Below are 23348 nucleotides of genomic sequence, written 5' to 3' on the forward strand. Positions count from 1 at the left end.
CTGCACTCCACCTAAGGGTTGGCTGCGCGTAAGCGACTGTCAAGAAGTGAAAAAGGCGACCCTTTCGGGCCGCCTGATCCTGCTTCGTGAGTGGTAGTGGTATTACTCCGCCGCGATGGCGTCTTTGATCTTCTCGACCCGGATCGCCGAGAACTTGAACTCGGGGATTTTACCATAGGGGTCGATGGCCGAGTTGGTCAGGATGTTCGCCGCTGCTTCAACATAGGCAAACGGGATGAACACCATATCCTCGGCAATGGCCCGATCAGCCCGCACCATGATCTCGATTGAGCCACGGCGGGTTGTCAGTCGGATCATTTCACCCGGTTCGATCCCCATCAGTTTCAGCGTTCGCGGGTTCATCGAACAGTTCGCTTCCGGCTCAACAGCGTCCAGAACATTCGACCGGCGGGTCATCGAACCCGTATGCCAATGCTCCAGCTGACGACCCGTGGTGGCGATCATCGGATATTCCTCATCCGGTGCCTCATCCGGTGGGATGACGCTGGCCGGAGTGAACCGGGCCTTGCCGTCAGCGCGCGGGAAGCCATCACCAAACACAATCGCCTGCCCCGGGTCAGTCTCGCTGAGCGAGGGGTAGGTGATCGTTTCGGTCTTCAGACGATCCCAAGTGATGTTGTCGAGCGAGTTCATCGTCAGCTTCATCTCGTCAAAGACCTGAGACACATCGGTGTAATCCCAGTTCAAACCGATCCGCTGTGCCAGTTCGACTGTGATCTTCCAATCCTCGCGTGCCTCACCCGGAGGTGCCACGGCCGGACGTACACGCTGCACCTGACGGTTGGTGTTCGACACAGTGCCGTTCTTTTCATAAAGCGCCGATGCCGGCAGGATGATGTCCGCATAGTTCGCGGTCTCGGTCAGGAAGATATCCTGCACGATCATCAGCTCCAGCTTGGCCAGCGCATCACGCGCGTGGCCAACATCCGGGTCGGACATGGCCGGGTTTTCACCCTGAATGTACATGCCCTTGATGTTGCCCGCATAGGCTTGGTCGATGATCTCGGTGACTGTCAGGCCCTTCTCGTTCGAGAAATCATCTGAGTCCCACACGTTATTGAACTTCGCGCGGATACTGTCATCGGTGACCGACTGATAGTCCGGTAGGAACATCGGGATCAGGCCCGCATCAGACGCGCCCTGCACGTTGTTCTGGCCACGCAACGGGTGCAGACCTGCACCGGGCTTACCGACATTGCCGGTCATCAGAGCCAGCGAGATCAGACAGCGCGAGTTGTCCGTACCGTGGATGTGCTGGCTTACGCCCATACCCCAGAAGATCAGACCGGCTTTAGCCTGTGCAAAGGTGCGGGCTACGCGGCGCAACTGATCGGGTTCGATGCCACAAATCGGGGCCATCGCCTCGGGTGTAAACTGCCGCAGATGCTCTTTCTCGGCTTCCCAGTTTTCGGTCCAGCGGTGGATGTACTGGCTGTCGTACAGTTCCTCTTCGACGATCACGTTCATGATCGCATTGAGCATCGAGACATCGGCACCGGGGCGGAACTGCAACATTTCGTCAGCAAACTTGCGCATGCCAACGCCGCGCGGGTCCATCACGATCAGCTTGCCGCCACGTTTGGTGAACTGTTTGAAGTAGGTCGCCGCAACCGGGTGGTTCTCGATCGGGTTAGCCCCGATGATGATAACCACGTCCGAGTTTTCGACCTCATTGAAGGTGGCGGTCACCGCTCCTGAACCAACGTTTTCGATCAACGCCGCAACGGAAGAGGCGTGACACAGACGGGTGCAGTGGTCGACGTTGTTGTGCTTGAAGCCCTGACGAATGAACTTCTGGAACAGATAGGCTTCTTCGTTCGTGCATTTGGCCGAACCAAAGCCTGCAACTGAACGCGGATCTTCGGCGCGCAGGGCTTTCAGTTTGGTGGCGGCCAAATCCATCGCCTCTTCCCACGTTGCTTCGCGGAAGTGGGTCGACAGATTGCCCGGATCGACGTTCAGACCCTTCGCTGGCGCATCCTCACGACGGATCAGCGGCTTGGTCAGGCGGTGCGGGTGGTGGATATAGTCAAAGCCAAAGCGACCTTTGACGCAAAGGCGACCTTCGTTCGCAGGGCCGTTGATGCCCTCGACATACTTGACCTTGCCGTCTTTGACTTTCAGCGAGACCTTGCAGCCCACACCGCAGAATGGGCAGACGCTTTCGGTCTCGGAATCATAGTCCTTGCTGTCGCCCTGCTGCTTGTCGTCCAGAACAGTTGCAGGCATCAGGGCACCGGTCGGGCAGGCCTGAACGCACTCGCCGCACGCCACACAGGTTGATGCGCCCATCGGGTCATTCTGGTCGAACACCACCTGCGCGGTATGTCCGCGACCGGCCATGCCGATCACGTCATTGACCTGCACTTCACGGCATGCACGGACGCAGAGGTTGCAGTTGATACAGGCGTCCAGGTTGACGCGCATTGCAACGTGGCTGTCGTCCAGCAGCGGGATTTTGTCGGCCTCTTTTGCCGGGAAACGGCTGTCGCTGACATCGTTCAGCTTGGCCATATCCCAGAAGTGGCTCGATTTATCGTGCGCTTCCTCGGGCTGGTCGGCAACCAGCAGTTCCATGACCATGGCGCGTGATTTCTCGGCGCGGTCACTGTCGGTCTTGACGACCATTCCCTCTGCTGCAGGACGGATACACGAGGCGACCAGCGTGCGCTCTCCTTCCACCTCGACCATACAGGCGCGGCAGTTGCCGTCCGGGCGATAACCCGGCTGCGGCTTGTGGCACAGGTGCGGAATGGTGAACCCCTGCCCCTTGGCGGCTTCCCAGATAGTCCAGCCCTCGGGCACGGTGACGTCTTCGCCGTTCAGGTTGAAGGTGACGGTCTTGGTTGGGCTTGCATCAAGCATGGCTCTGTCTCCTTCAGATTTCGTCAGCGAAATGTTTCATGACAAGGCGGATCGGGTTCGGAGCGGCCTGCCCCAGACCGCAGATGGACGCGTCGCCCATGACCTGGCACAGGTCTTCCAACAGGTCCTGATCCCACTTGTCGGCCTGCATCAGCTTTACCGCCTTTTCGCAGCCCGCCCGGCAGGGCGTGCACTGGCCGCAGCTTTCATCTTCGAAAAAGCGCAGCATGTTCAGCGCCGCGTCGCGTGCGGTATCCTGATCTGACAGAACCACCACGGCGGCGGACCCGATGAAGGTGCCCAACGGCTGCAGTGTGTCAAAGTCGAGCGGGACGTCGTCGATGCTGGAGGGGAGAAGACCTGACGACGGCCCGCCCGGTTGATACGCCTTGAACACATGACCTTCGGCCATGCCGCCGGCGGCATCAATCACGTCAAGAATGGTCGACCCTGCTGGCAGCAGGTAAACACCGGGCTTCGCCACACGGCCCGAAACCGAGTAACTGCGCAGACCCTTGCGGCCATTCTTTTCAACAGAATTCAGAATCTGCGGCCCTTCGCGGCAGATCTTCGAGACCCAATAGAGCGTCTCAACATTGTGCACGAGCGTTGGACGGTTAAAGACCCCAACTTGCGCCACGAACGGAGGACGATGACGCGGCAGACCTTTTTTGCCCTCAATCGACTCGATCATCGCGGATTCTTCACCGCAGATATAAGCACCGGCACCCCGGCGCAGGTCGATGTAGCCCGGCTCAACGATCCCGGCCTCTTCCAGCGCAGTAATCTCACGGCGCAGAATTTCCAGAACGGCTGGATATTCGTCGCGCATGTAGATGAAGCAGGTCTGTGCCTCGACCGCCCAGGCAGCGATCAGCATGCCCTCAAGAAAGACATGCGGCGTACGCTCCAGATAGTAGCGATCCTTGAAAGTACCGGGTTCGCCCTCATCGCCGTTAACGGCCAGATAGCGCGGACCTTCGTTCATGCGAACAAAGCCCCATTTCTTGCCGGACGGGAAACCCGCACCGCCGAGGCCGCGCAGGCCCGAGGACAGCACATCTTCCTGTACTTTTTCCCAGTCGCCGCCGTCGCGCAGTTCTTTCAGCTTGGCATAGCCGCCATCGGCTTCATAGGCCGCGAAGGTTTCGTAGTCGGGTAGATGAGCATGGGTGTCATCGGCAGCTATGGCAGCCTGCACTTTTTCCGGTGTCGCATGGTCGATGTGGTTGTGACCGATCTCGAGCACCGGAGCGGTGTCACAACGGCCCATACAAGGCGCGCGCAGCACACGAACTTCGGAAGGATCAAGCCCATCTCCCAGCGCCTTCTGCAACTGCTGGGCACCAGCCATTTCGCAGGACAGGGAATCGCAGACACGGATCGTCAACGCCGGAGGGGGCGTTTCATCCTCTTTGACCACATCGAAATGGGCATAGAAGGTCGCAGTTTCGTAAATCTCGGCCTGCCCGATCCGCATCTCAACGGCCAGTGCGGCGATATGATCGGCGCTGATATGGCCATGTTCATCCTGAATCAAATGCAGGAACTCGATCAGCAGGTCGCGGCGACGCGGGCGATCACCCAGCAGGCGCGCAATTTCGGCCTGTGCTTCATCCGTAAACTGTCGGCCTTTGGGCGTGTGCCGCCCTTTGCCTTTACCTGACTTCCAAACGCCCTTTGCGTCGGATGGCTTGGTATCCAGTGGTGCCATGCTTTCCTCCGTATGAGACATCCGTCTCTCATCAGAGTAGCATATCGTCAAATCGCAAATCTCAATCGCACGATAACGACAGATTATCACCGTAAAGACGTCACCACAGCTCGCAAAGCCTCGACAGTTGGCAATTCCGGATCCCGCGTCAGCGTCGCCAGACAAATTGGTTTACTTACAACAGGATCGACCAGAGGCAGCACTTTCGTCCCCTTGAGATCGCCCAGCGCACGAACCAGTACACGAGGTACAACAGTTGCCGCCAACCCTTCGCGCGCCATGACCATGGACGCTGTAAATCCGCTGGTTTCGGCAACAACATCGGGATGCAGCCCCTGATCAGCAAAGATTCGGTCGAGAATGCGCCGGTTCTGCATCTGAGGCTCCAGCAAGCTCAAAGGAAACTCGGCCACACGCGCCCAGGGAACCGGCCCGGTTTCGTCTGTCATATGCGTCGGAACAAGCAATACGTACGTCTCTTCGTAGAGCGGCTGCACCTGACGCAAGTCAGTCCCTATACTATCGCCATAGGTCACGCCTGCATCCAGACTCCCCTCGTCCAACCGATGCTGGATGGCGGAAGCGGACATCGTCTCGATGCGCGTCACAATACGCGGGTGCGCCTGCCGCAATCGCTTGGTGAGCCGCCCGGTAAATGCAATCGCGGTTGGGATCACACCTAGGATGAGAGTGCCCGTGATCTCGCCTTTGGCCGCCAGCACCTGCTGTTCCAGTGCCTTGGTATCATCCAGTATACGACGTGCCCGCTGGACGATCATCTCGCCTTCCTCAGTCAGACCCTGAAACCGATTGGCGCGACGGACGATGGAGACGCCCAGACGATCCTCAAGGTTGCGAATACGCATCGAGAACGCAGGCTGCGAAATCCCGCACTCCTCAGCCGCCTTGGCAAAATGTCGATGCCGCGCCAGAGCGCTGAGCAATTGAAGGTCGCGGATTTCGATCATGCGGAGAAGTCTCGGATGGCGGGTCGAATGTCACTCTAGCGGGATATTTGCCTGTGAGAAAAGCTCGGAGGTGTTCAGGATGTCAGAATCGCCTCAGTAAAAAACAGATTTGGCGTGGGACTGAACAGGATGCCACGGAACATCGGGGCTACTCCGATAATCTTTTGGGAGGAAGCAAGTCAGCACCGCTTTTTAATTGGTTGTCGGGCAGCCTTTGTTCCATGGGCAGCGGCGTTACAGGCGGAGGGTCGAGAACCACAATGGGATAGTCTTCAACCCAAAATCCGCCCCATACTACGCCACACTCACCCAACGCCGAAACAACCTCGGGCGGAACAAAGCTGGACGCAAAAATCAAAAGGTCGTCGTCCTGATCTCTCACTTCATAAGCGATCCCGTCGCTGAGAGTAAGATCAAGAAACGCGGCCCATGTGCCGTGATACCCGAGCCGTCTTCCGCCGACAAAAAAGTACCCGTCCGCCAGTCGCTCCAACTCATGTTCAAAGGGCAACTCAAGCACTGCCTGCGATAGTTCCCAAGGCGTTCCATACACCGGCTCAGAATGCCCATTCGCCGTGTTGATGCATGACACTATCTCAATCGCTTCGTCCGTTTTGTCGGCGAGCACGGGAAATGACGACAAAAGAACAGCCGTAGTTAATGCCAATACGAACTTCACCATGCCCATGATGTAGCTACTTCGGCTGGTTTTCATAGCCCGCTTGAAACGTATCGACGGACCCGTTGCAGAATAGGTATCGCAAAACCCGCCTGTCGAGTGGCGTTCGCGCCCCGCGCACCCTTAAGTATTGAACAGGAAGTGCATCACATCGCCATCCTTGACGATGTATCCCTTGCCCTCGGCCCGCATCTTGCCTGCCTCTTTGGCACCCTGTTCCCCATTGGCGGCGATGTAGTCGTCATAGGCGATGGTCTCGGCGCGGATGAAACCCTTTTCGAAATCGCCGTGGATCACACCGGCGGCCTGCGGCGCGGCGGTGCCGGTGCGGATGGTCCAGGCGCGGGCCTCTTTCGGGCCGACTGTGAAATAGGTTTCCAGTTTCAGCAGGTCGTAACCGGCGCGGATCAGACGATCGAGACCGGGCTCTTCCAGACCCATCTCCTCAAGGAACATCTGCGCCTCGTCATCTTCCAGCAGGCTGATCTCTTCCTCGATCTTGGCGCTGATGATGACGTGAGAGTTGCCTTGTGCCGCAGCCATCTCGGCAACCTTGGCAGAATACTCGTTGCCGTCTGCTGCTTCCTCTTCGGAAACGTTGCAGACGTAGAGGACCGGTTTGGTGGTCAGCAGCTGCAACATTTTCCAGGCCTTGGCGTCTTCGTCTGACACTTCAACCAGACGCGCGGGCTTGCCGTTTTCCAGCATCGCTTGCGCTTCGGCCAGCAGACGGTCCTGTTGCTGGGCCTCTTTGTCGTTGCCCTTTAGCTTACGCACCAGATTGGCGCGGCGCTTTTCGATGCTTTCCAGATCCGCCAGCATCAGTTCGGTTTCGATCGTGTCGGCATCGGCCACGGGATCGACGCGGCCGTCAACGTGGGTTACGTCGCCGTCTTCGAAGCAACGCAAGACGTGGGCAATAGCGTCGGTTTCGCGGATGTTAGCCAGAAACTGGTTGCCCAACCCCTCGCCTTTGGATGCACCTTTCACAAGGCCCGCAATATCCACGAATGTCATCCGGGTCGGGATGATCTGTTTTGAGCTGGCAATGGCCGCCAGTTTATCCAGACGATCATCGGGCACAGCCACATCACCCACATTGGGTTCGATGGTGCAGAACGGGAAGTTCGCCGCCTGTGCGGCTGCGGTTTTGGTCAACGCATTGAAGAGGGTCGACTTGCCTACATTCGGCAAACCCACGATTCCCATTTTAAAGCCCATGACGGTCTCCTGAAGCCATTCGACGGCTGCTTCTATGCAGGTCAGCGTCAATGCGCAAGCCAGACAAACGACCTGCAGAACTAGGATCAATTGGCAACATCACAAAATTGTTGTCGCCCTGCGCAGTTGCGCACATTGAAATTTGATCCCTAGGATGACCACCTAACGATTTGCGAACAAACAATTAGCGAAGCCCCATCATGAGATCTTTACTCGTTTCTGTTGCGATTTTGGCCGCTGCATCAGCGGCGCAGGCCCAGTCGTTAATCTTTGGCGCCGGATATGCGGACTACTCCGACAGCCAATCCGTTGATCAGGCGATTTTCTCGCTTGAGTATCAGCACAGGCCCTTTCACGAAGCCACCCGTTTCAGCGCCACATGGGGCGGTGCGCTTTCGGTCGACAAGGACGGCGATACACATGTTGGTGTTGGCCTGATCGGGATCTACACCTTTGCTGATCGCTGGTTCCTCGAGGGCAGCGTCATGCCCGGTTACTATGACGAGTCAAACGCTCTGAATGATCTGGGTGGCAGCTTTCAGATCCGCAGCCTGTTCGGCGTCGGTTACACACTGAACAGCGGCAACAAGATTTCGATGGCTATTACCCACAAATCCAACGCCAGCACGCAGGATGATAACCCGGGCGTAAACTCACTTCTGGTTCGGTATCACTACGGGTTCTGACTTATCCTGTCAGGAGCGGGATTGATTTTCGGGCAAAGTTTCTGCACATCAGGTCGAAACCTGATCGCAAGGACATCCGATGACCCGTATCGACGCCAAGTTTGCCGCCCTGAAAGCCGAAGGGAAAAAAGCCTTTGTCGCCTATGTCATGGCAGGGGATCCCGACTATGAAACCTCTCTTGAGGTGGTCAAAGGTCTTCCCGGCGCGGGTGTGGATGTAATTGAGTTGGGTCTGCCCTTCACCGACCCGATGGCGGACGGACCCACAATTCAGGCTGCCGGACAGCGGGCGCTGGACAGCGGTATGACCCTGCAGCGTACGCTAGATCTGGCAAAGGCGTTTCGGGAAACCGATGACACCACGCCGATTGTTCTTATGGGGTATTACAACCCGATCTACAGCCGTGGTGTCGATAAGTTCCTGACCGACGCAAAGGATGCAGGCATCGACGGGCTGATCGTTGTGGATCTGCCGCCCGAAGAAGATGAAGAGCTGTGCCTGCCTGCTCAGGCTGCAGGCCTGAACTTTATCCGTCTGGCCACCCCGACCACCGATGGCAAGCGCCTGCCGCGCGTTCTGCAGAACACCTCGGGCTTTGTTTATTACGTATCTATCACCGGGATCACGGGCGCAGCCGAAGCGCAAGCAACTGATGTCGGACCGGAAGTCGCACGCATCAAAGCAGCAACCGATCTGCCAGTAATTGTCGGGTTCGGGATCAACACGCCAGAGAAGTCCCGCAATATCGCAAGTGTATCTGACGGCGCAGTCGTAGGCTCTGCAATCGTCAGCCAGATCGGCGCGGGCAAACCCGTTGGCGAAGTGCTTGAGTTTGTAAAATCGCTTTCAGATGGTGCACACAGCGCATGATACAAAGCTAAACAGTTCAAAATCGACTAACCGCCGCAGAACCCAATTCTGCGGCGGTTTTTTTGAATTGCAGTGACTGAATACTGCGACAAGCTAGATCATTGCGATCGCGCCCCTGAATTGGTAAGAAAACTTAACCAAAACTCCCCGAGGTCTGATTTTATGCCCGTTATCACCAACATCGAAGACCTGAAGCGTATCTACGAACGCCGTGTGCCTCGCATGTTCTACGACTATGCTGAAAGCGGCAGCTGGACTGAACAGACATTTCGTGAAAACAGCTCGGATTTCGAAGATATCCGCCTGCGCCAGCGTGTCGCCGTCGACATGGCAGGCCGATCAACAGCCTCGCAAATGATTGGTCAGGATGTATCGATGCCCGTGGCCCTGGCGCCTGTGGGCCTGACCGGCATGCAGCATGCTGATGGGGAAATGAAAGCCGCAAAAGCAGCCGAGGAGTTCGGCGTCCCCTTCACCTTGTCCACCATGTCGATCAACTCGATCGAAGATGTGGCGGAACACACCAGCGCACCGTTCTGGTTCCAGCTCTACACAATGAAAGACGAGGATTATGTCAGCCGCCTGATCCAGCGTGCCAAGGATGCAAAATGTTCTGCGCTGGTAATTACGCTGGATCTGCAGATTCTTGGCCAACGCCACAAAGACCTTAAAAACGGATTGTCCGCTCCACCAAAGCTGACTGCGAAGACCATTGCCAACCTGATGACCAAATGGGCATGGGGTATCGAGATGCTGGGGGCCAAGCGACGTGAATTCGGCAATATCGTCGGTCATGTCGAAGGCATTTCAGACGCATCTTCGCTGGGCGCCTGGACTGCTGAACAGTTTGATCCAAGCCTCGATTGGAACAAGATCGAAAAGCTGATGGAGCAATGGGGTGGCAAGGTCATCCTCAAAGGTATTCTGGATGCCGAAGATGCCAAAATGGCAGCCAAACTTGGCGCAGATGCGATTGTCGTCTCCAACCATGGCGGTCGGCAGTTGGACGGCGCGCTGAGTTCGATCCGCATGCTGCCCCAGATCATGGACGCCGTCGGCGGCGACGTTGAAGTACATCTCGACAGCGGCATACGTTCTGGACAGGACGTGCTCAAGGCTCTCGCTCTGGGGGCCAAGGGCACCTATATCGGGCGCGCCTTTGTTTATGGGCTTGGCGCTATGGGGCAAAAGGGCGTGACCACAGCGCTGGAGGTTATCCAGAAAGAGCTGGACACCACTATGGCGCTCTGCGGAGAGCGGAATGTCAGCGATCTGGGACGCCACAATCTGCTTGTCCCCGAAGACTTTGAAGGTCGCTGGCAGGAATAATCCTGCCCACTCTTGGTCGGCACGCGTCAGTTTCAGGAACGGATGTGCCGACCTGCGCGCTGCCCTGCCAACAGTCGCGCCCACAATGGGACAAGCACTGCAGCGACAATAAACATCACCGCGGCGATTACATAAAACGAAACGCGTAGTCCGAAACCTTCTGCCACATAGCCCATCAAGACCGGCCCTAGGAAAAACGCCGCATAGCCCAGAGCTGCGGCTTGCGAAATCGCAGCCAATCGCAAATGCCTCGGCACTGCCTGACCGACAAGGCCCAGGGCCAAGGGGCCTACAACAGAAACTCCCAGCCCGCCCAGCAAGAAACCCGCATAGGCAACTGGAATATCTGGCGCGATCCCTGACAGCGCCAATCCAGACCCAGCAATACACGAGGCGATTATCATCGTTCGTATTGGCGGCCAGCCTGCCCCGATCACGTGTCCACCAAGCCGACCGACGGCCATCCCTGCGGCCAGAAGCGCCGGGCCCATCGCACCCTCGGCAGGACCACCGCCCAATGTGCGCTCCACATGCAGGGCCGACCAACCTTCCGAAGCGGCCTCACCCAGAAATGCAGACAGCACGACCAAGCCACCGACCCAGACAAGCCCGTAGGGCATACCTTTCGCTTCGGCAGGGTCATCATCATGCTCTTGACGATCTGGCAGTTTCATCCAGATCGCGAGGATCGCGATCGCCAGCGCGGTCCCAGTGAATATCATCACCGGCCCTAATCCAGCGCCTCGCGCTGCACCTACACAAACAGCGGCGAAGGCGTAGAACAACGAAAAGCATCCGTGGTTCAGGTTCATCAGGCTTCGACCTGTCTCAGCCTCAGCTTCGCTGACCTCGGCATTGGCCAACACGTCCGCCACACCTGACCCACCCGCGGCAAGGAACAGCGCCAGGCCCAGGACGAACGGCCCCTGTGCCATTCCGACCAACACAAAGCCACTTGCCATCACGAAGGCACCGGCGATCATCGCCCATGCCCCCAACACCCGATAGACCAGAGGAGCCAGCCACATCGCCATCAAGGCCCCTGTCGACCCCATTAGAACCAGGGTACCCCAGAACCCATCGCTTACGTCCACCTGCGCCTTGATCACAGGCATCTGGGCCGAGAAACTTGCCCAGCCCAACCCAATCACGACAAAACCGGCCAGCGCCCGTCGTGACGCGTACAGATCGTCCTTAATTCGCATATGCTACCGCTGACACAGCCAATTGCGCTCGTCCAGCCAAAACCATAGCATTTTAGGCCTTTTCAACCTCATCAATCCGGTTTAAACGGCAGCCTTCACGCGGGCATACAGCCTTGGAGGATGTCCGCCCTAACATTGGAGAATTATCATGGCTGGAGAGATTCCTGATCTCGTAGCTCTGGAACGGACGGGGACAGGCAAGGGCGCCGCTCGTCAGGCACGCCGCGACGGCATGGTTCCGGGCATTGTTTTTGGTGGTGACAAAGAGCCGCTGCCGATCCAGATCCCGTTCAACGTCCTGTTCAAGCGCCTGAAAGCAGGCCGGTTCAAGTCGACCCTGTGGAACCTGAAAGTCGAAGGCCACGAAGACGTTCGCGTCATCTGCCGCGACGTTCAGCGTGACGTTGTCAAAGACCTGCCGACCCACCTGGACCTGATGCGCCTGCGTCGTACCACCAAGATCGCGCTGTTCATCCCCGTTGAGTTCATCAACGAAGATGCAGCTCCCGGCATCAAAAAGGGCGGCGTTCTGACCGTTGTCCGCCCGGAAGTCGAACTGATGTGCACCGCAGGTGACATTCCTGAGAAGATCGTTGTCGACGTGACCGGAATGAACATCAACGACGTTGTCACCATTTCGTCGGTTGACCTGCCCGCAGGCACCAAGCCGACCATCGACCGTGACTTCGTGATCGCGAACGTTTCGGCACCGACCGGTCTGTCGACCAGCGACGACGAAGAAGGTGATGAAGCAGAAGTGGCCGCAGACGAAGTTGAAGTCGTCGGTCAGGAAGCTGAAGAATAAGTTCAGTTTCGACTGTTCTGATTTTGAAACGGGGTTCCATCGGAGCCCCGTTTTCGTTTTACAAAATGCGAATTTTAGAATTTGAACGCAAACTATGCTAGGCTCGTCGTCAGTGACCTCAGTTCAGGGTCACTTGCCAGCGATCAGTTCAACGGAGCCTGCAATGATAACCAAGCGTTACAGATTTTCAGCAACCTTGATTTCAACGATTGGCGGAATTGCTTGCAGCTGTGCTGCGTACGCGCAGGTACAGGACACTTTGCCCAGCAAGGACGATGTCGCCGAACGGTTCACTTCTGATCATTTCTCGCCCTATGCGGGCCGAAATTTCCCGACGCAGCCTCTGTGGGGTGATACCCATCTCCACACTGAAGTATCTGTAGACGCTGGAACGATGACCCGGCTAAGTCAGGAAGATGCCTTCCGCTTTGCGCGTGGTCACGAGGTCACCACAACGCACGGGCTTCAGGCGAAACTGTCTCGACCGCTGGATTGGCTGGTCATCTCGGATCACGCCGAGATGTACGGATTGATGCCGCAGTTGCTTGGAGGCGATCAGAATGTCCTGTCCACGCCACAGGGCAAAGCCTGGTACGATGCGCTGACCAGCAACGATTCCGATCTGGTCTTTGCGACCGCAATGGAAATTGTCGCCTCATTGTCAGGCGATGAACCGCCGATAGATAACCCCAGAGCGATCAAGGATGCCTGGCAAAACTATACGGCGCTCGCAGATCACTATAACGAGCCGGGCGTATTTACAGCGCTGATCGGGTATGAATGGACGTCCGAGGGTGGAGACAACATCCATCGCAACGTGATCTTCAGGGATGGCGCGGCCATGGCCAATCAGGTGCTGCCGTTCTCGCAATTCGACAGCAAAAACCCTGAAGAACTCTGGGCACATCTGGCTGACTACGAAGACCGAACCGGTGGCGACGTTTTGGCGATTCCGCATAACGGGAACCTGTCCAATGGGCGGCTGTTTTCAGTGTCCAATTTCGACGGAACCCCGCTGACAGAAGAAAACGCGCGTTTGCGTGCCCGGTTCGAACCGGTCATCGAAACAACCCAGATCAAAGGTGACAGTGAGGCACATCCATTCCTGAGCCCCGATGACGAGTTTGCCGATTTCGACACCTGGGATGCGTCGAACCTGAACGGTACCGAGGCCAAAACTCAGGACATGCTGCAGTACGAATACTCTCGCGAGGCCTACAAAACCGGGCTGATGCTGGAAGAGCAACTGGGCATCAATCCCTATAAGGTCGGTCAGATTGGCTCGACCGATGCACATACGGGTATGGCAGCTGTGGAAGAAGAAAACTTCTTTGGCAAGCATTCCGGCGTTGAACCTGAACCAAACCGGTGGGAGCATCTGGTGATCGAAGCGCCGGACCCCGAGTTCTCGATTTATGGATGGAAACAGGCCTCAGGCGGCTACGCGGCGGTTTGGGCCGTCGAAAACACGCGTGAAGCTATCTTTGATGCGCTGGAGCGGCGCGAAGTCTACGGCACTACCGGCTCTCGTATCCTTGTACGGTTCTTCGGAGGTTGGGACTTTGCCGAAGAAGATGCGCTGTCCCGACTGCCGGCCGATATCGGCTATGCCAAGGGTGTTCCCATGGGATCGGACCTGCCAAACAACCCAAGCGACGGTGCGCCAAATTTCTTGATTGCAGCGCTGAAAGACCCCTACAGCGGAAACCTTGACCGCGTTCAGGTCGTCAAAGGTTGGTTGAACGCCGACGGGACACGCGGCGAAAAGCTCTATGACGTGGCGTGGGGCGGTGATCGCACACCCGGAGCAGACGGCAAGCTGCCCTCGGTCGGCAACACCGTCGACGTGGAAAACGCCACTTGGACCAACACAATAGGTGCACCAGAACTGATCACGTATTGGCAGGATCCCGACTTCGATCCGTCGCAACGGGCGTTCTACTACGTCCGCGTCATCGAAATACCGACACCGCGCTGGACGGCTTACGAGGCCAAACGGTTCAACGTTCAGATGGATTCCAACGTGCCAATGACGACGACCGAACGCGCCTATACTTCGCCAATCTGGTACACGCCTGAAGGCTGAGAACCGTCCTTTGTTCCCTGCCCCGGCTGGATTTCCGATCCAATTCGGGGCATGAGAGGGCAAAGCGAACAAGGAAGCGCGGAGCAGAACCATGAAACTGTTTGTCGGACTGGGAAATCCGGGTCAGAAGTATGCCCGGAACCGGCACAATATCGGCTTCATGGCTCTGGACAGGATTGCTGACGATCATGGGTTCGGCCCGTGGAAATCCAAGTTTCAGGCAGAAATTTCCGAAGGTCGGTTAGGCGCTGAGAAAGTGCTGCTTATCAAACCGCAAACCTTCATGAACCGATCTGGCCAGTCCGTGGGCGAAGCGATGAGGTTTTACAAACTCGACTCGACCGATGTGACTGTTTTTCACGACGAACTCGATCTGGCACCGGGCAAGGTGCGCGTTAAAGCCGGTGGTGGCCATGCGGGCCACAATGGGCTGCGCTCGATCCATGATCACATCGGTGCCGCTTATGATCGGGTGCGTCTGGGCATCGGGCACCCGGGGCGCAAAGAAATGGTCTCACCCTATGTCCTGAGCGACTTTGCCAAATCTGAGGCGGACTGGCTGGACGATGTCTTGCGCGGCGTTTCGGATGGCGCGGGTCAACTGGCCGATGGTGAAGGCGGTAAATTCATGAACGCGGTTGCCTTGCGAACTGCCCCCGCACGTTCTTCAAAGTCACCAGCCAAACCTCAGCCAGCGGCAAAAGCCGTGGCAGAGCCGGAACCAGAAGCTGATAATCGCTCGGCAATGCAAAAGCTGTTGGACAAGTTTAAATAATCTGACCGCAGGTTTCCGTAACGTATCAATTGCGGAACGGGTCACGTCACGTTCCAATGTCGCCCATATAGGGAGGCGACAGATGCGAACATTTTTTAAGTGGCTGCTGCGTATTGTATTGGTCTTTGTACTGGCGGCAGTTGTTGTAGGGATCTGGAAACGTGAAGAGATTCAGCGGCTGATGGCCGTGAACTCTTTGTTCTCCGAGGACAAGATCGTTCACAACTTTTCGCATATGAACGAGGCTTTTCTGACAATCGACTTGCCACGCGGGGATGGACCGACCTCGGAGCTTCCTTACGGAAGCGGATTCGACCTGCCCGAGGGAACGGATCAATGGATCGAAGATCGCGCGGTCACCTCGTTGCTGGTGATGCAGGACGGTCAGATCCGGTTCGAAGAGTATTACCTTGGGACCGGGGCTGATGACCGAAGGATTTCGTGGTCGGTCGCCAAAAGCTATCTGTCCGCATTGTTTGGCATTCTGATGGAAGAAGGCGCCATCGCATCGCTGGATGACCCGGTGACCAAGTATGCGCCCAAGTTGGAAGGCAGTGCCTATCAGGACGCAACGATCCGAAATGTCCTGAACATGGCCAGCGGTGTGACCTTCGATGAAGACTATCTGGACTACAACTCAGACATCAACCGGATGGGCCGTGTCGTCGCCCTTGGTGGAGAGCTGGATGATTTCGCAGCTTCGCTGGAAGAAAGCTTCACGACACCCGGAGAGACCTGGCAATACGTCTCAATCGACACCCATGTGATCGGCATGGTGATCCGGGGGGCCACAGGCCGCAGCGTATCCGAGTTGATGACAGAGAAAATCGTGCAGCCTTTGGGGTTGGAACGCGATGGATATTACATCACTGACGGGGCCGACGTTGCCTTTGTACTCGGGGGGCTGAACTTCACAACCCGCGATTTCGCGCGCTTTGGCCAGATGATCCTGCAAAATGGGGTGCATGATGGTCAGCAATTGGTGCCTGCTGATTGGATCGCGGAATCCACCCAGCCCAGTGCACCGACTGCTCAGGGGAAAATCGGATATGGTTACCAATGGTGGATCCCGCTTGGCGCGCATGAAGGTGAGTTTCTGGCGCGTGGTGTCTATGGCCAATATATCTACTTCGATCAGCCGCGCGGCGTCCTGATAGTGTCGACTGGTGCGGATCGAAAGTTCCGTGAACAAGGCGTCAACGAGCAAAATATCGAAATGTTCCGCAAGATCGCTCAAAGCCTGTAAGGTGCTCGCATGCAAAAGCAAGACAGCATCAATGTGCTGGGGGGCGTACTTGCCCCCTGTTCACGCGATCCCCTGACAGGGTTCTTTCGTGATGGCGCCTGTAATACCTGCCCCGAGGATCAGGGCAGCCACACGGTCTGCGCGGTCATGACAGCCGAGTTTCTGGCCTATTCCAAGTATGTCGGTAATGATCTGAGTACCCCTCGGCCCGAGTTCGACTTTTCTGGCCTCAAACCCGGTGACAGCTGGTGCCTGTGCGCCGGCCGATTCCTCCAAGCCCATGACGAAGGATGCGCCCCAAAAGTCCATCTGGAGGCGACCCACCAGAGGGCTCTGGAGATCGTACCCCTGAATATTCTGCGGCAACATGCCGTGCAGACGGGTTGATCACGACGTATTACTCCACCCCTATCAAAAGGCGAGCCAGACCACCGTTAAGCCAGCGCTGCACCACAAACGAATGAGGTAAGCCATGAGCTTTATCGCCATGAACCGGTTCAAAGTCCGGCTGGGTAGTGAAACAGATTTCGAAGCAGTCTGGAAATCACGTCAGAGCCGGCTGAACGAACTGCCCGGCTTCCGGGAATTTCGACTGCTGAAAGGGCCGGAAGGGGATGGATATCGCCTGTATTCAAGTCATGTGATCTGGGATCGGCGCGAGGATTTCGAAGCCTGGACCAAGTCTGAGCAATTTCGCGATGCCCACAGGAATGCAGGGAACAGCAACACCCAGTCTGCGTTGATGGGGCCGCCGCAGTTCGAAGGGTTTGAAACCGTCCTGCAAGAGGGTTAGCAACCAACCGCATGAGTTATAGCGGGCAGCATCACTTCATCGCTGCCCCTATTGCCAATGAACTGGCAAGCAGCCATGCGACCCGCAGCCTTCCGAAACACGCCACTGACACCGTCTGGGGTCAGACCGCTTGAGCCCTATATCCACGCGATGTACGCGATGGAGGGCCGGTTGGAAAACAGTGTTCAGCCGTCAGCTGCCATCCCGCCTTCTCCAACATTTCCGCCACCGCTTCTGGTCGGTAAGACCGGTGCCGCCACTGAAACCAGATGATGGCATTGCACCAATGGGGCTTGCTGACCACCAGCCACAGCGTGGCGCCCGGCTCTGCCAAATTTCGCATCTGTCGCAGTGCAGCCACGGGGTCAGTGCAATGCTCCAGAACATGTGCCGCCATAACACAGTCAAAAGGCCTGCTTGCCTGAAAATCCTCTAATCTGGAAAGCGATGTGTCGGCGTCGATGCCACGGGCGGACAAAGCATGTTTGGCTTGCTGCAGCATCTTCACCGACGGCTCCAGCAGTGTGATGCGCCCCTTGGGCTGCACGACTGCGCGCGCTTCGGCAAACGCTCCGGTTCCGCATCCGACATCCAGCGCATTACCACCCATTTCCATGGATTGATCCGCTGAAAGAAACCCCAGATAGGCATCAAAGTAGCCAAGCAAACGCATCTTGTCCGCCCAGCCAGGGGCGGCAGCGTCGTATTTCTGATCGAGCTGCTTTGTGCTGATTGGTGAAGACAGGTTGCGCATAAACGCAACCTGACACAATTCAGTTAGGGCGAACAGTCTTCGCGCAGACTCAGTCCGCGTCGCGACCTTCGGTATCGGACATGTCAAAGCCCAGATGCTTGGCTACGGTGAAGATGTCTTTGTCACCCCGGCCACACATGTTCATGCAGATGATGTGATCCTTGGGCAGATCAGGTGCAATCTTCATCACATGAGCCAAAGCGTGGCTGGGTTCGAGCGCCGGAATGATACCTTCGGTCGCGCAGCACAGCTGAAACGCCTCAAGCGCCTCTTTGTCGGTGATCGATACATACTGCGCACGACCCACTTCATGCAGCCACGAATGCTCCGGGCCGATACCCGGATAGTCCAGGCCTGCTGAAATCGAATAGCCCTCTAGGATCTGACCATCATCATCCTGCAGCAGATAGGTTCGGTTGCCGTGCAGAACGCCGGGGCGGCCACCTGTCAGCGACGCACAATGCTCCATCTTTTCGTTCACACCGCGACCACCTGCCTCGACGCCGATGATGTTGACCTCTTTATCGTCGAGGAACGGGAAGAACAGGCCCATCGCGTTCGAACCACCGCCGATCGCGGCAATGATGGTGTCGGGCAGACGACCTTCGGCCTTCTGCATCTGTTGCTTGGCTTCTTTACCGATGATCGACTGGAAGTCGCGAACCATCGCGGGATAGGGATGCGGGCCAGCCACGGTGCCGATGCAATAAAACGTGTCACGAACATTGGTTACCCAGTCGCGCAGCGCATCATTCATCGCGTCTTTCAGCGTACCTCGACCAGATGTCACCGGCACGACCTCGGCCCCTAGCAGACGCATACGGAACACGTTCGGAGCCTGACGTTGAACGTCATGTGCACCCATATAGACCACGCATTTCAGACCAAACTTGGCACAGACGGTGGCCGTTGCCACGCCGTGCTGGCCCGCACCGGTCTCTGCGATAATCCGGGTCTTCCCCATACGGCGCGCAAGAATGATCTGGCCCAGTACGTTGTTGATCTTGTGAGCGCCGGTGTGGTTCAGCTCATCCCGCTTCATATACACTTTGGCGCCGCCCAGATGCTCGGTCAGGCGTTCAGCGTAGTACAGCGGCGACGGGCGACCGACGTAATTCGCCCAGAGATCATCCATTTCTGCCCAGAATGTCGGATCATCCTTAGCTTTCTCGTATTCTTCTTCCAGCGACAGGATCAGTGGCATCAGCGTTTCGCTGACGAACCGTCCGCCGAAGATGCCAAAACGGCCCTGCTCATCAGGACCGGACATGAAGGAGTTGAAAAGATCATTGGCCATGGGTGTCTCCATCGTCGTGCCCGTTGTTCATAGGAGGTGGCGGCAGGATTTGCCATGGCAAAACGCATCATTTCGCGGCTAGACCCCGTTCACTCCAGATACGCAAGGCCTGCTCCTGGGACGGCACGGCGATACAGGAGAAATGACAAAACCTGTAAGTGCTGGCCAGACGCGTTGTCACCTGCAGCACCCGGCGATGGGGACCAGACTGTGAAAAGGTCAGCATGGCCTCGATATCCTGCCAGACACTGTAAGAAAAATAGAGCCCGTTATGGGGGAAGACCGAAGCATGAAGGCAAAGCGCATCGCCCCTTGCCTGCTGTAACGCACGTCCCGCGCGCCAAAAGAACTCGGGCGCGTTGTACCAATGTTTTAAGGAAACTCCACCAATCGCAGCCAGCATCACTAATCCTCCCCGACCAGTGATACGCAGCATGGTATTGGTCAGATCACTTTGCCGCGTCGATGAAGTCTCTGATACGGATCGGATCCTTGATCCCCGGTTCACTTTCAACACCTGAAGAGACATCAACCTGTCGCGCCCCGGTCATGCGGATCGCCTCGGCCACGTTATCGGACGTCAGACCACCTGCAAGCATCCAGGGTCGTCTCCAGTACTTTCGTCCGGCCAGCAACCGCCAGTCAAAAGCCAGCCCATTGCCACCCGGCAACTCTGAATGCCTCGGTGGTTTGGCGTCGATCAACAATTGATCCGCGACCTCGGAATAAAGGTCTATGGCAGCCAGATCCTCTGCCTCGGCCACACCTACAGCTTTCATCACCGGCAGACCAAATCGGTCCCGGACTTCGGAAACGCGATCCGGGCTTTCCTTGCCATGCAATTGCAGCATGTCCAGCGGAACGGTCGCCAATATCAGGTCCAAGTCCTCATCTGTCGCGTTTACGGTGAGCGCGACTTTTGCAACCCCGGCCGGAACCAGATGTGCAAGCTCTGCCGCTTTGGAGATCTCCAGATGTCGGGGAGACTTGGGAAAGAACACAAACCCAACATAGCGTGCACCAGCATCAGCAGCAGCGCACACGTGTTCCGGTGCGGTCAATCCGCAGATCTTTACGCTCACATTGTCCGACATCAGAGGGCCTCAGCTTGCCTCGTCCAGCAGGGCGAGAACATCATCCTGTCCCTGATTCTGCTTTTTCTTGAGCTTCTTGACCTCACGCTCAAGCTTGCGCACTTCGCTGGTTTTGGCGGTGGCGTCGCGACGATGCTTATGTTCGCGCAGCCATTCCCAAAGAAATCCGATCACCAATCCGGCAACCACGCCCCCTAGGACCACTAAAAACAGCGGCAGAGAGGTGGATGGGTTAAAGCCTAATAGCTCGGACAAAGCGTCGGGCATCAGTTTCAGTTCAACTATCTGGCGATTGGCCAGTGAAACTGAAACCAGAACGATCCCGAGGATCGCAAGAAAAGCATAGCGAATGTAGCGCATCATGAGATCACGCTTTACCGTTCAAACGGTCCCGTAGCAACTTACCTGTTTTGAAAAACGGCACACATTTTTCCTCGACCTGCACAGTTTCGCCGGTTCTTGGGTTGCGGCCCACCCGGGCGTCCCGCTTTTTCACTGAAAATGCGCCAAAGCCGCGCAGTTCAACCCGATCACCGCGTGCCATTGCATCAGTTACTTCCTCGAAAACGGTATTCACGATCCGCTCGACATCGCGCTGATAAAGATGCGGGTTCTCGTCGGCGATTTTCTGAATCAGTTCTGAACGGATCATGCGTGCTACCCTCCCAGGTCACCGTGTTACGTCGTCTACTGGTCTGGTCAGTATAGGAAAAAACGCCGTGGGGGGGAACGTAAACTCTGTGTGTCCGGGTCCCCTTTTTTAGGAAACTTCGATAATTTTTGGGGTTGAACCCCGGTTTGGACACTTAATGCGTGTACATATTCAAATTCAACGCTGGAATTTGGAACACATTGATTCGCAACAAAAACGGCCCCGCACCATGGTGCGAGGCCGAAAATTCACTTTGGGATGTGCCCCGGATTAGTCGCCGGATTTCAGCGCTGCACCCAGGATATCGCCCAGCGACGCGCCCGAGTCGGAAGAACCGTACTGTTCCACGGCCTCTTTCTCTTCGGCGATCTCGCGTGCCTTGATCGACAGGCCCAGACGACGGGTTTTGCTGTCGACATTGGTGACGCGAACGTCGACCTTGTCACCGACCGAGAAACGCTCGGGGCGCTGTTCGGCACGGTCACGCGACAGGTCCGAACGGCGGATGAAGGATTTCATGCCTTCGTATTCCACCTCGATACCGCCATCTTCGATCGCGGTGACTTCAACGGTGATGACCGAGCCACGCTTCACGCCGCCCACGGCTTCGGCGAACTTGTCACCGCCCAGGGCTTTGATCGACAGCGAGATACGCTCTTTCTCGACGTCAACTTCCGAAACAACGGCCGAAACCATGTCGCCTTTGCGGTAGTTCTGGATCGCATCCTCGCCACGCTCGTCCCAGGACAGGTCGGACAGGTGAACCATACCGTCGATGTCGCCTTCGAGGCCAATGAACAGACCGAATTCGGTGATGTTCTTGACTTCGCCTTCGACCTCGGTGCCCTCGGGGTGTGTTTCTGCAAACACTTCCCATGGGTTGCGCTGAGTCTGCTTCAGGCCCAGAGACACGCGGCGCTTGGCGCCGTCGATTTCCAGAACCATGACGTCGACTTCCTGGCTGGTCGAAACGATCTTGCCGGGGTGGACGTTTTTCTTGGTCCAGGACATCTCGGACACGTGCACCAGACCTTCGACACCGGCTTCCAGCTCGACGAACGCGCCGTAGTCGGTGATGTTGGTGACGCGACCCTGATGGACCGAGCCCAGCGGGTACTTGGCAGCAACCAGATCCCACGGATCTTCCTGCAGCTGCTTCATGCCCAGGCTGATGCGGTGGGTCTCTTTGTTGATCTTGATGACCTGAACCTTGATGGTTTCGCCGATCGTCAGGATCTCGGACGGGTGGTTCACACGGCGCCATGCCATGTCGGTGACGTGCAGCAGGCCGTCAACGCCGCCCAGGTCTACGAATGCACCGTACTCGGTGATGTTCTTGACAACACCCTCGACGGTCTGACCTTCGGACAGGTTGCCGATGACTTCGGCACGCTGTTCAGCACGCGATTCTTCCAGGATTGCGCGACGCGAAACAACGATGTTGCCACGGCGGCGGTCCATTTTCAGAATCTGGAACGGCTGCTTCAGACCCATCAGAGGGCCAGCGTCGCGCACTGGGCGAACGTCAACCTGCGAGCCGGGCAGGAACGCAACTGCGCCACCCAGATCGACGGTGAAGCCACCTTTGACGCGACCAAAGATTGCACCTTCGACGCGCTGGTCGTCGGCGTATGCTTTTTCCAGACGGTCCCATGCCTCTTCACGGCGGGCCATCTCGCGCGAGATGACGGCTTCGCCACGGGCGTTTTCTGCGGCACGCAGGTAAACTTCTACCTCGTCACCAACAGCGATTTCAGGAGCTTCGCCGGGATTTGCGAATTCTTTCAGATCAACGCGGCCTTCCATTTTGTAGCCTACGTCGATGATGGCTTGGCCGGCTTCGATCGCCAGAACCTTGCCTTTGACAACAGAACCCTCTTCGGGTGTGTCCATTTCGAAGCTTTCATTCAGGAGGGCTTCGAATTCCTCCATGGATGCGTTAGCCATGTGGCGTCATTTTCCTTTACAATACGTTTTTGCTGGCCGAGCGGTTGTCTCCGCCGGTCTTGTTTCATGATGTCTTCAGGCGTGATCCGGTGCGCCGCTGAGCAAACAAACACAAAGGGCCGAGGTTACCCGGCCCTGCTCAGAAACGTCATCCGGACGTTGACCGCCCTTGTATCGACAGCGCGCGTATAGGCGGATTCCCCGGCAGGTGCAAGAGCAAAGCCCTGTTATGCAAGGCCCGGGGCATCTCTGGCGCGATCCTGCCGATCAGCCTGATCACCCCTTGGGATCCCAAATTCGCGCATCCCGCTGAAACACGGATTGCGCGATCGCGTTCAGG

The 23348-nt window shown here is 57.0% G+C and carries 23 protein-coding genes; 10 read left to right on the plus strand and 13 right to left on the minus strand.

The annotated features are described in order from the left end of the window. Positions 1 to 102 precede the first annotated feature (102 nt). From fdhF to ychF, 5 genes are all read right to left on the minus strand, one after another. Complete coding sequence (gene fdhF, locus ACR0IO_RS13760) at positions 103 to 2886, minus strand: formate dehydrogenase subunit alpha (RefSeq protein ID WP_480742229.1); 2784 nt, start codon at positions 2884 to 2886, stop codon at positions 103 to 105. Positions 2887 to 2899: 13 nt separating this feature from the next. Next, a complete protein-coding gene (locus ACR0IO_RS13765; protein WP_480742231.1) occupies positions 2900 to 4600 on the minus strand; it encodes an NAD(P)H-dependent oxidoreductase subunit E in 1701 nt (566 codons plus the stop codon). 86 nt (positions 4601 to 4686) lie between these two features. Continuing rightward, on the minus strand, positions 4687 to 5568 hold the full coding sequence (locus ACR0IO_RS13770; protein WP_155148986.1) for a LysR family transcriptional regulator: 882 nt from the start codon (positions 5566 to 5568) through the stop codon (positions 4687 to 4689). Positions 5569 to 5716: 148 nt separating this feature from the next. Continuing rightward, positions 5717 to 6283 (minus strand): hypothetical protein, encoded by a 567-nt coding sequence (locus tag ACR0IO_RS13775; protein WP_480742234.1) that lies wholly within the window; start codon positions 6281 to 6283, stop codon positions 5717 to 5719. Between the two features lie 87 nt (positions 6284 to 6370). Next, positions 6371 to 7468, minus strand: a complete 1098-nt coding sequence (gene ychF, locus ACR0IO_RS13780) for a redox-regulated ATPase YchF (protein ID WP_480742236.1) — start codon at positions 7466 to 7468, stop codon at positions 6371 to 6373. 200 nt (positions 7469 to 7668) lie between these two features. Here ychF and ACR0IO_RS13785 point away from each other — a divergent pair, with 200 nt between their 5' ends. The 3 genes from ACR0IO_RS13785 (at position 7669) to ACR0IO_RS13795 (ending at position 10354) form a co-directional block, all read left to right on the plus strand. Then, complete coding sequence (locus ACR0IO_RS13785; RefSeq protein WP_480742238.1) at positions 7669 to 8154, plus strand: acyloxyacyl hydrolase; 486 nt, start codon at positions 7669 to 7671, stop codon at positions 8152 to 8154. A 79-nt stretch (positions 8155 to 8233) separates the two neighbouring features. Further along, positions 8234 to 9025 carry a tryptophan synthase subunit alpha gene (gene trpA / locus ACR0IO_RS13790; RefSeq protein WP_480742240.1) on the plus strand — a complete coding sequence of 264 codons (792 nt, stop codon included), beginning with the start codon at positions 8234 to 8236 and terminating at the stop codon, positions 9023 to 9025. 162 nt (positions 9026 to 9187) lie between these two features. Next, positions 9188 to 10354 (plus strand): alpha-hydroxy acid oxidase, encoded by a 1167-nt coding sequence (locus ACR0IO_RS13795; protein ID WP_480742242.1) that lies wholly within the window; start codon positions 9188 to 9190, stop codon positions 10352 to 10354. Positions 10355 to 10386: 32 nt separating this feature from the next. Here the strand turns inward: ACR0IO_RS13795 and ACR0IO_RS13800 are convergent, their stop codons facing one another. Continuing rightward, positions 10387 to 11559, minus strand: coding sequence for an MFS transporter (locus ACR0IO_RS13800; RefSeq protein WP_480742244.1), 1173 nt, complete (start codon positions 11557 to 11559; stop codon positions 10387 to 10389). A 148-nt stretch (positions 11560 to 11707) separates the two neighbouring features. On the opposite strand from ACR0IO_RS13800, the gene ACR0IO_RS13805 reads away from it, so the two are divergent. The 7 genes from ACR0IO_RS13805 to ACR0IO_RS13835 all read left to right on the plus strand — a co-directional run bounded on the left by ACR0IO_RS13805 (position 11708) and on the right by ACR0IO_RS13835 (position 17398). Beyond that, positions 11708 to 12364 carry a 50S ribosomal protein L25/general stress protein Ctc gene (locus ACR0IO_RS13805; RefSeq protein WP_155148972.1) on the plus strand — a complete coding sequence of 219 codons (657 nt, stop codon included), beginning with the start codon at positions 11708 to 11710 and terminating at the stop codon, positions 12362 to 12364. A 163-nt stretch (positions 12365 to 12527) separates the two neighbouring features. Continuing rightward, positions 12528 to 14450, plus strand: a complete 1923-nt coding sequence (locus ACR0IO_RS13810; RefSeq protein WP_480742246.1) for a DUF3604 domain-containing protein — start codon at positions 12528 to 12530, stop codon at positions 14448 to 14450. Positions 14451 to 14541: 91 nt separating this feature from the next. Continuing rightward, on the plus strand, positions 14542 to 15225 hold the full coding sequence (pth, locus tag ACR0IO_RS13815) for an aminoacyl-tRNA hydrolase (RefSeq protein ID WP_480742247.1): 684 nt from the start codon (positions 14542 to 14544) through the stop codon (positions 15223 to 15225). Positions 15226 to 15307: 82 nt separating this feature from the next. Next, positions 15308 to 16471 (plus strand): serine hydrolase domain-containing protein, encoded by a 1164-nt coding sequence (locus ACR0IO_RS13820; RefSeq protein ID WP_480742248.1) that lies wholly within the window; start codon positions 15308 to 15310, stop codon positions 16469 to 16471. A gap of 9 nt (positions 16472 to 16480) precedes the next feature. Next, positions 16481 to 16858: a DUF2237 family protein gene (locus ACR0IO_RS13825; protein ID WP_170334124.1), complete on the plus strand. Its 378-nt coding sequence runs from the start codon at positions 16481 to 16483 to the stop codon at positions 16856 to 16858. 85 nt (positions 16859 to 16943) lie between these two features. Beyond that, positions 16944 to 17264: a heme-degrading protein HmuQ gene (hmuQ, locus tag ACR0IO_RS13830; protein WP_480742249.1), complete on the plus strand. Its 321-nt coding sequence runs from the start codon at positions 16944 to 16946 to the stop codon at positions 17262 to 17264. Positions 17265 to 17275: 11 nt separating this feature from the next. Beyond that, positions 17276 to 17398, plus strand: coding sequence for a hypothetical protein (locus tag ACR0IO_RS13835; protein ID WP_480742250.1), 123 nt, complete (start codon positions 17276 to 17278; stop codon positions 17396 to 17398). On the opposite strand, the gene ACR0IO_RS13840 is transcribed toward ACR0IO_RS13835, so the two are convergent. The 7 genes from ACR0IO_RS13840 to rpsA form a co-directional block, all read right to left on the minus strand. Further along, positions 17386 to 18018, minus strand: a complete 633-nt coding sequence (locus tag ACR0IO_RS13840) for a class I SAM-dependent methyltransferase (protein WP_480742251.1) — start codon at positions 18016 to 18018, stop codon at positions 17386 to 17388. The two genes, ACR0IO_RS13835 and ACR0IO_RS13840, sit on opposite strands and share 13 nt — an antisense overlap. A gap of 49 nt (positions 18019 to 18067) precedes the next feature. After that, positions 18068 to 19315: a tryptophan synthase subunit beta gene (gene trpB, locus ACR0IO_RS13845; RefSeq protein WP_155148961.1), complete on the minus strand. Its 1248-nt coding sequence runs from the start codon at positions 19313 to 19315 to the stop codon at positions 18068 to 18070. A gap of 67 nt (positions 19316 to 19382) precedes the next feature. Continuing rightward, complete coding sequence (locus ACR0IO_RS13850) at positions 19383 to 19718, minus strand: hypothetical protein (RefSeq protein WP_155148959.1); 336 nt, start codon at positions 19716 to 19718, stop codon at positions 19383 to 19385. 46 nt (positions 19719 to 19764) lie between these two features. After that, the gene (locus ACR0IO_RS13855; RefSeq protein WP_480742252.1) at positions 19765 to 20409 is read right to left on the minus strand and encodes a phosphoribosylanthranilate isomerase; all 645 of its coding nucleotides are present in this window, start codon (positions 20407 to 20409) and stop codon (positions 19765 to 19767) included. A 9-nt stretch (positions 20410 to 20418) separates the two neighbouring features. Further along, complete coding sequence (locus tag ACR0IO_RS13860) at positions 20419 to 20769, minus strand: lipopolysaccharide assembly protein LapA domain-containing protein (protein ID WP_170334128.1); 351 nt, start codon at positions 20767 to 20769, stop codon at positions 20419 to 20421. 7 nt (positions 20770 to 20776) lie between these two features. Beyond that, positions 20777 to 21061, minus strand: a complete 285-nt coding sequence (ihfB, locus tag ACR0IO_RS13865) for an integration host factor subunit beta (protein WP_050603110.1) — start codon at positions 21059 to 21061, stop codon at positions 20777 to 20779. A gap of 270 nt (positions 21062 to 21331) precedes the next feature. Next, on the minus strand, positions 21332 to 23008 hold the full coding sequence (gene rpsA / locus ACR0IO_RS13870) for a 30S ribosomal protein S1 (protein WP_039532111.1): 1677 nt from the start codon (positions 23006 to 23008) through the stop codon (positions 21332 to 21334). Positions 23009 to 23348 lie beyond the last annotated feature (340 nt).

This window comes from Ruegeria sp. CE12 (genome assembly GCF_056537525.1).

Coding starts and splice junctions, on each gene's coding strand:
- fdhF (WP_480742229.1), bottom strand. CDS start 2,886: ATGCTTGATGCAAGCCCAACCAAGACCGTCACCTTCAACCTGAACGGC.
- ACR0IO_RS13765 (WP_480742231.1), bottom strand. CDS start 4,600: ATGGCACCACTGGATACCAAGCCATCCGACGCAAAGGGCGTTTGGAAG.
- ACR0IO_RS13770 (WP_155148986.1), bottom strand. CDS start 5,568: ATGATCGAAATCCGCGACCTTCAATTGCTCAGCGCTCTGGCGCGGCAT.
- ACR0IO_RS13775 (WP_480742234.1), bottom strand. CDS start 6,283: ATGAAAACCAGCCGAAGTAGCTACATCATGGGCATGGTGAAGTTCGTA.
- ychF (WP_480742236.1), bottom strand. CDS start 7,468: ATGGGCTTTAAAATGGGAATCGTGGGTTTGCCGAATGTAGGCAAGTCG.
- ACR0IO_RS13785 (WP_480742238.1), top strand. CDS start 7,669: ATGAGATCTTTACTCGTTTCTGTTGCGATTTTGGCCGCTGCATCAGCG.
- trpA (WP_480742240.1), top strand. CDS start 8,234: ATGACCCGTATCGACGCCAAGTTTGCCGCCCTGAAAGCCGAAGGGAAA.
- ACR0IO_RS13795 (WP_480742242.1), top strand. CDS start 9,188: ATGCCCGTTATCACCAACATCGAAGACCTGAAGCGTATCTACGAACGC.
- ACR0IO_RS13800 (WP_480742244.1), bottom strand. CDS start 11,559: ATGCGAATTAAGGACGATCTGTACGCGTCACGACGGGCGCTGGCCGGT.
- ACR0IO_RS13805 (WP_155148972.1), top strand. CDS start 11,708: ATGGCTGGAGAGATTCCTGATCTCGTAGCTCTGGAACGGACGGGGACA.
- ACR0IO_RS13810 (WP_480742246.1), top strand. CDS start 12,528: ATGATAACCAAGCGTTACAGATTTTCAGCAACCTTGATTTCAACGATT.
- pth (WP_480742247.1), top strand. CDS start 14,542: ATGAAACTGTTTGTCGGACTGGGAAATCCGGGTCAGAAGTATGCCCGG.
- ACR0IO_RS13820 (WP_480742248.1), top strand. CDS start 15,308: ATGCGAACATTTTTTAAGTGGCTGCTGCGTATTGTATTGGTCTTTGTA.
- ACR0IO_RS13825 (WP_170334124.1), top strand. CDS start 16,481: ATGCAAAAGCAAGACAGCATCAATGTGCTGGGGGGCGTACTTGCCCCC.
- hmuQ (WP_480742249.1), top strand. CDS start 16,944: ATGAGCTTTATCGCCATGAACCGGTTCAAAGTCCGGCTGGGTAGTGAA.
- ACR0IO_RS13835 (WP_480742250.1), top strand. CDS start 17,276: ATGAGTTATAGCGGGCAGCATCACTTCATCGCTGCCCCTATTGCCAAT.
- ACR0IO_RS13840 (WP_480742251.1), bottom strand. CDS start 18,018: ATGCGCAACCTGTCTTCACCAATCAGCACAAAGCAGCTCGATCAGAAA.
- trpB (WP_155148961.1), bottom strand. CDS start 19,315: ATGGCCAATGATCTTTTCAACTCCTTCATGTCCGGTCCTGATGAGCAG.
- ACR0IO_RS13850 (WP_155148959.1), bottom strand. CDS start 19,718: ATGCTGGCTGCGATTGGTGGAGTTTCCTTAAAACATTGGTACAACGCG.
- ACR0IO_RS13855 (WP_480742252.1), bottom strand. CDS start 20,409: ATGTCGGACAATGTGAGCGTAAAGATCTGCGGATTGACCGCACCGGAA.
- ACR0IO_RS13860 (WP_170334128.1), bottom strand. CDS start 20,769: ATGCGCTACATTCGCTATGCTTTTCTTGCGATCCTCGGGATCGTTCTG.
- ihfB (WP_050603110.1), bottom strand. CDS start 21,061: ATGATCCGTTCAGAACTGATTCAGAAAATCGCCGACGAGAACCCGCAT.
- rpsA (WP_039532111.1), bottom strand. CDS start 23,008: ATGGCTAACGCATCCATGGAGGAATTCGAAGCCCTCCTGAATGAAAGC.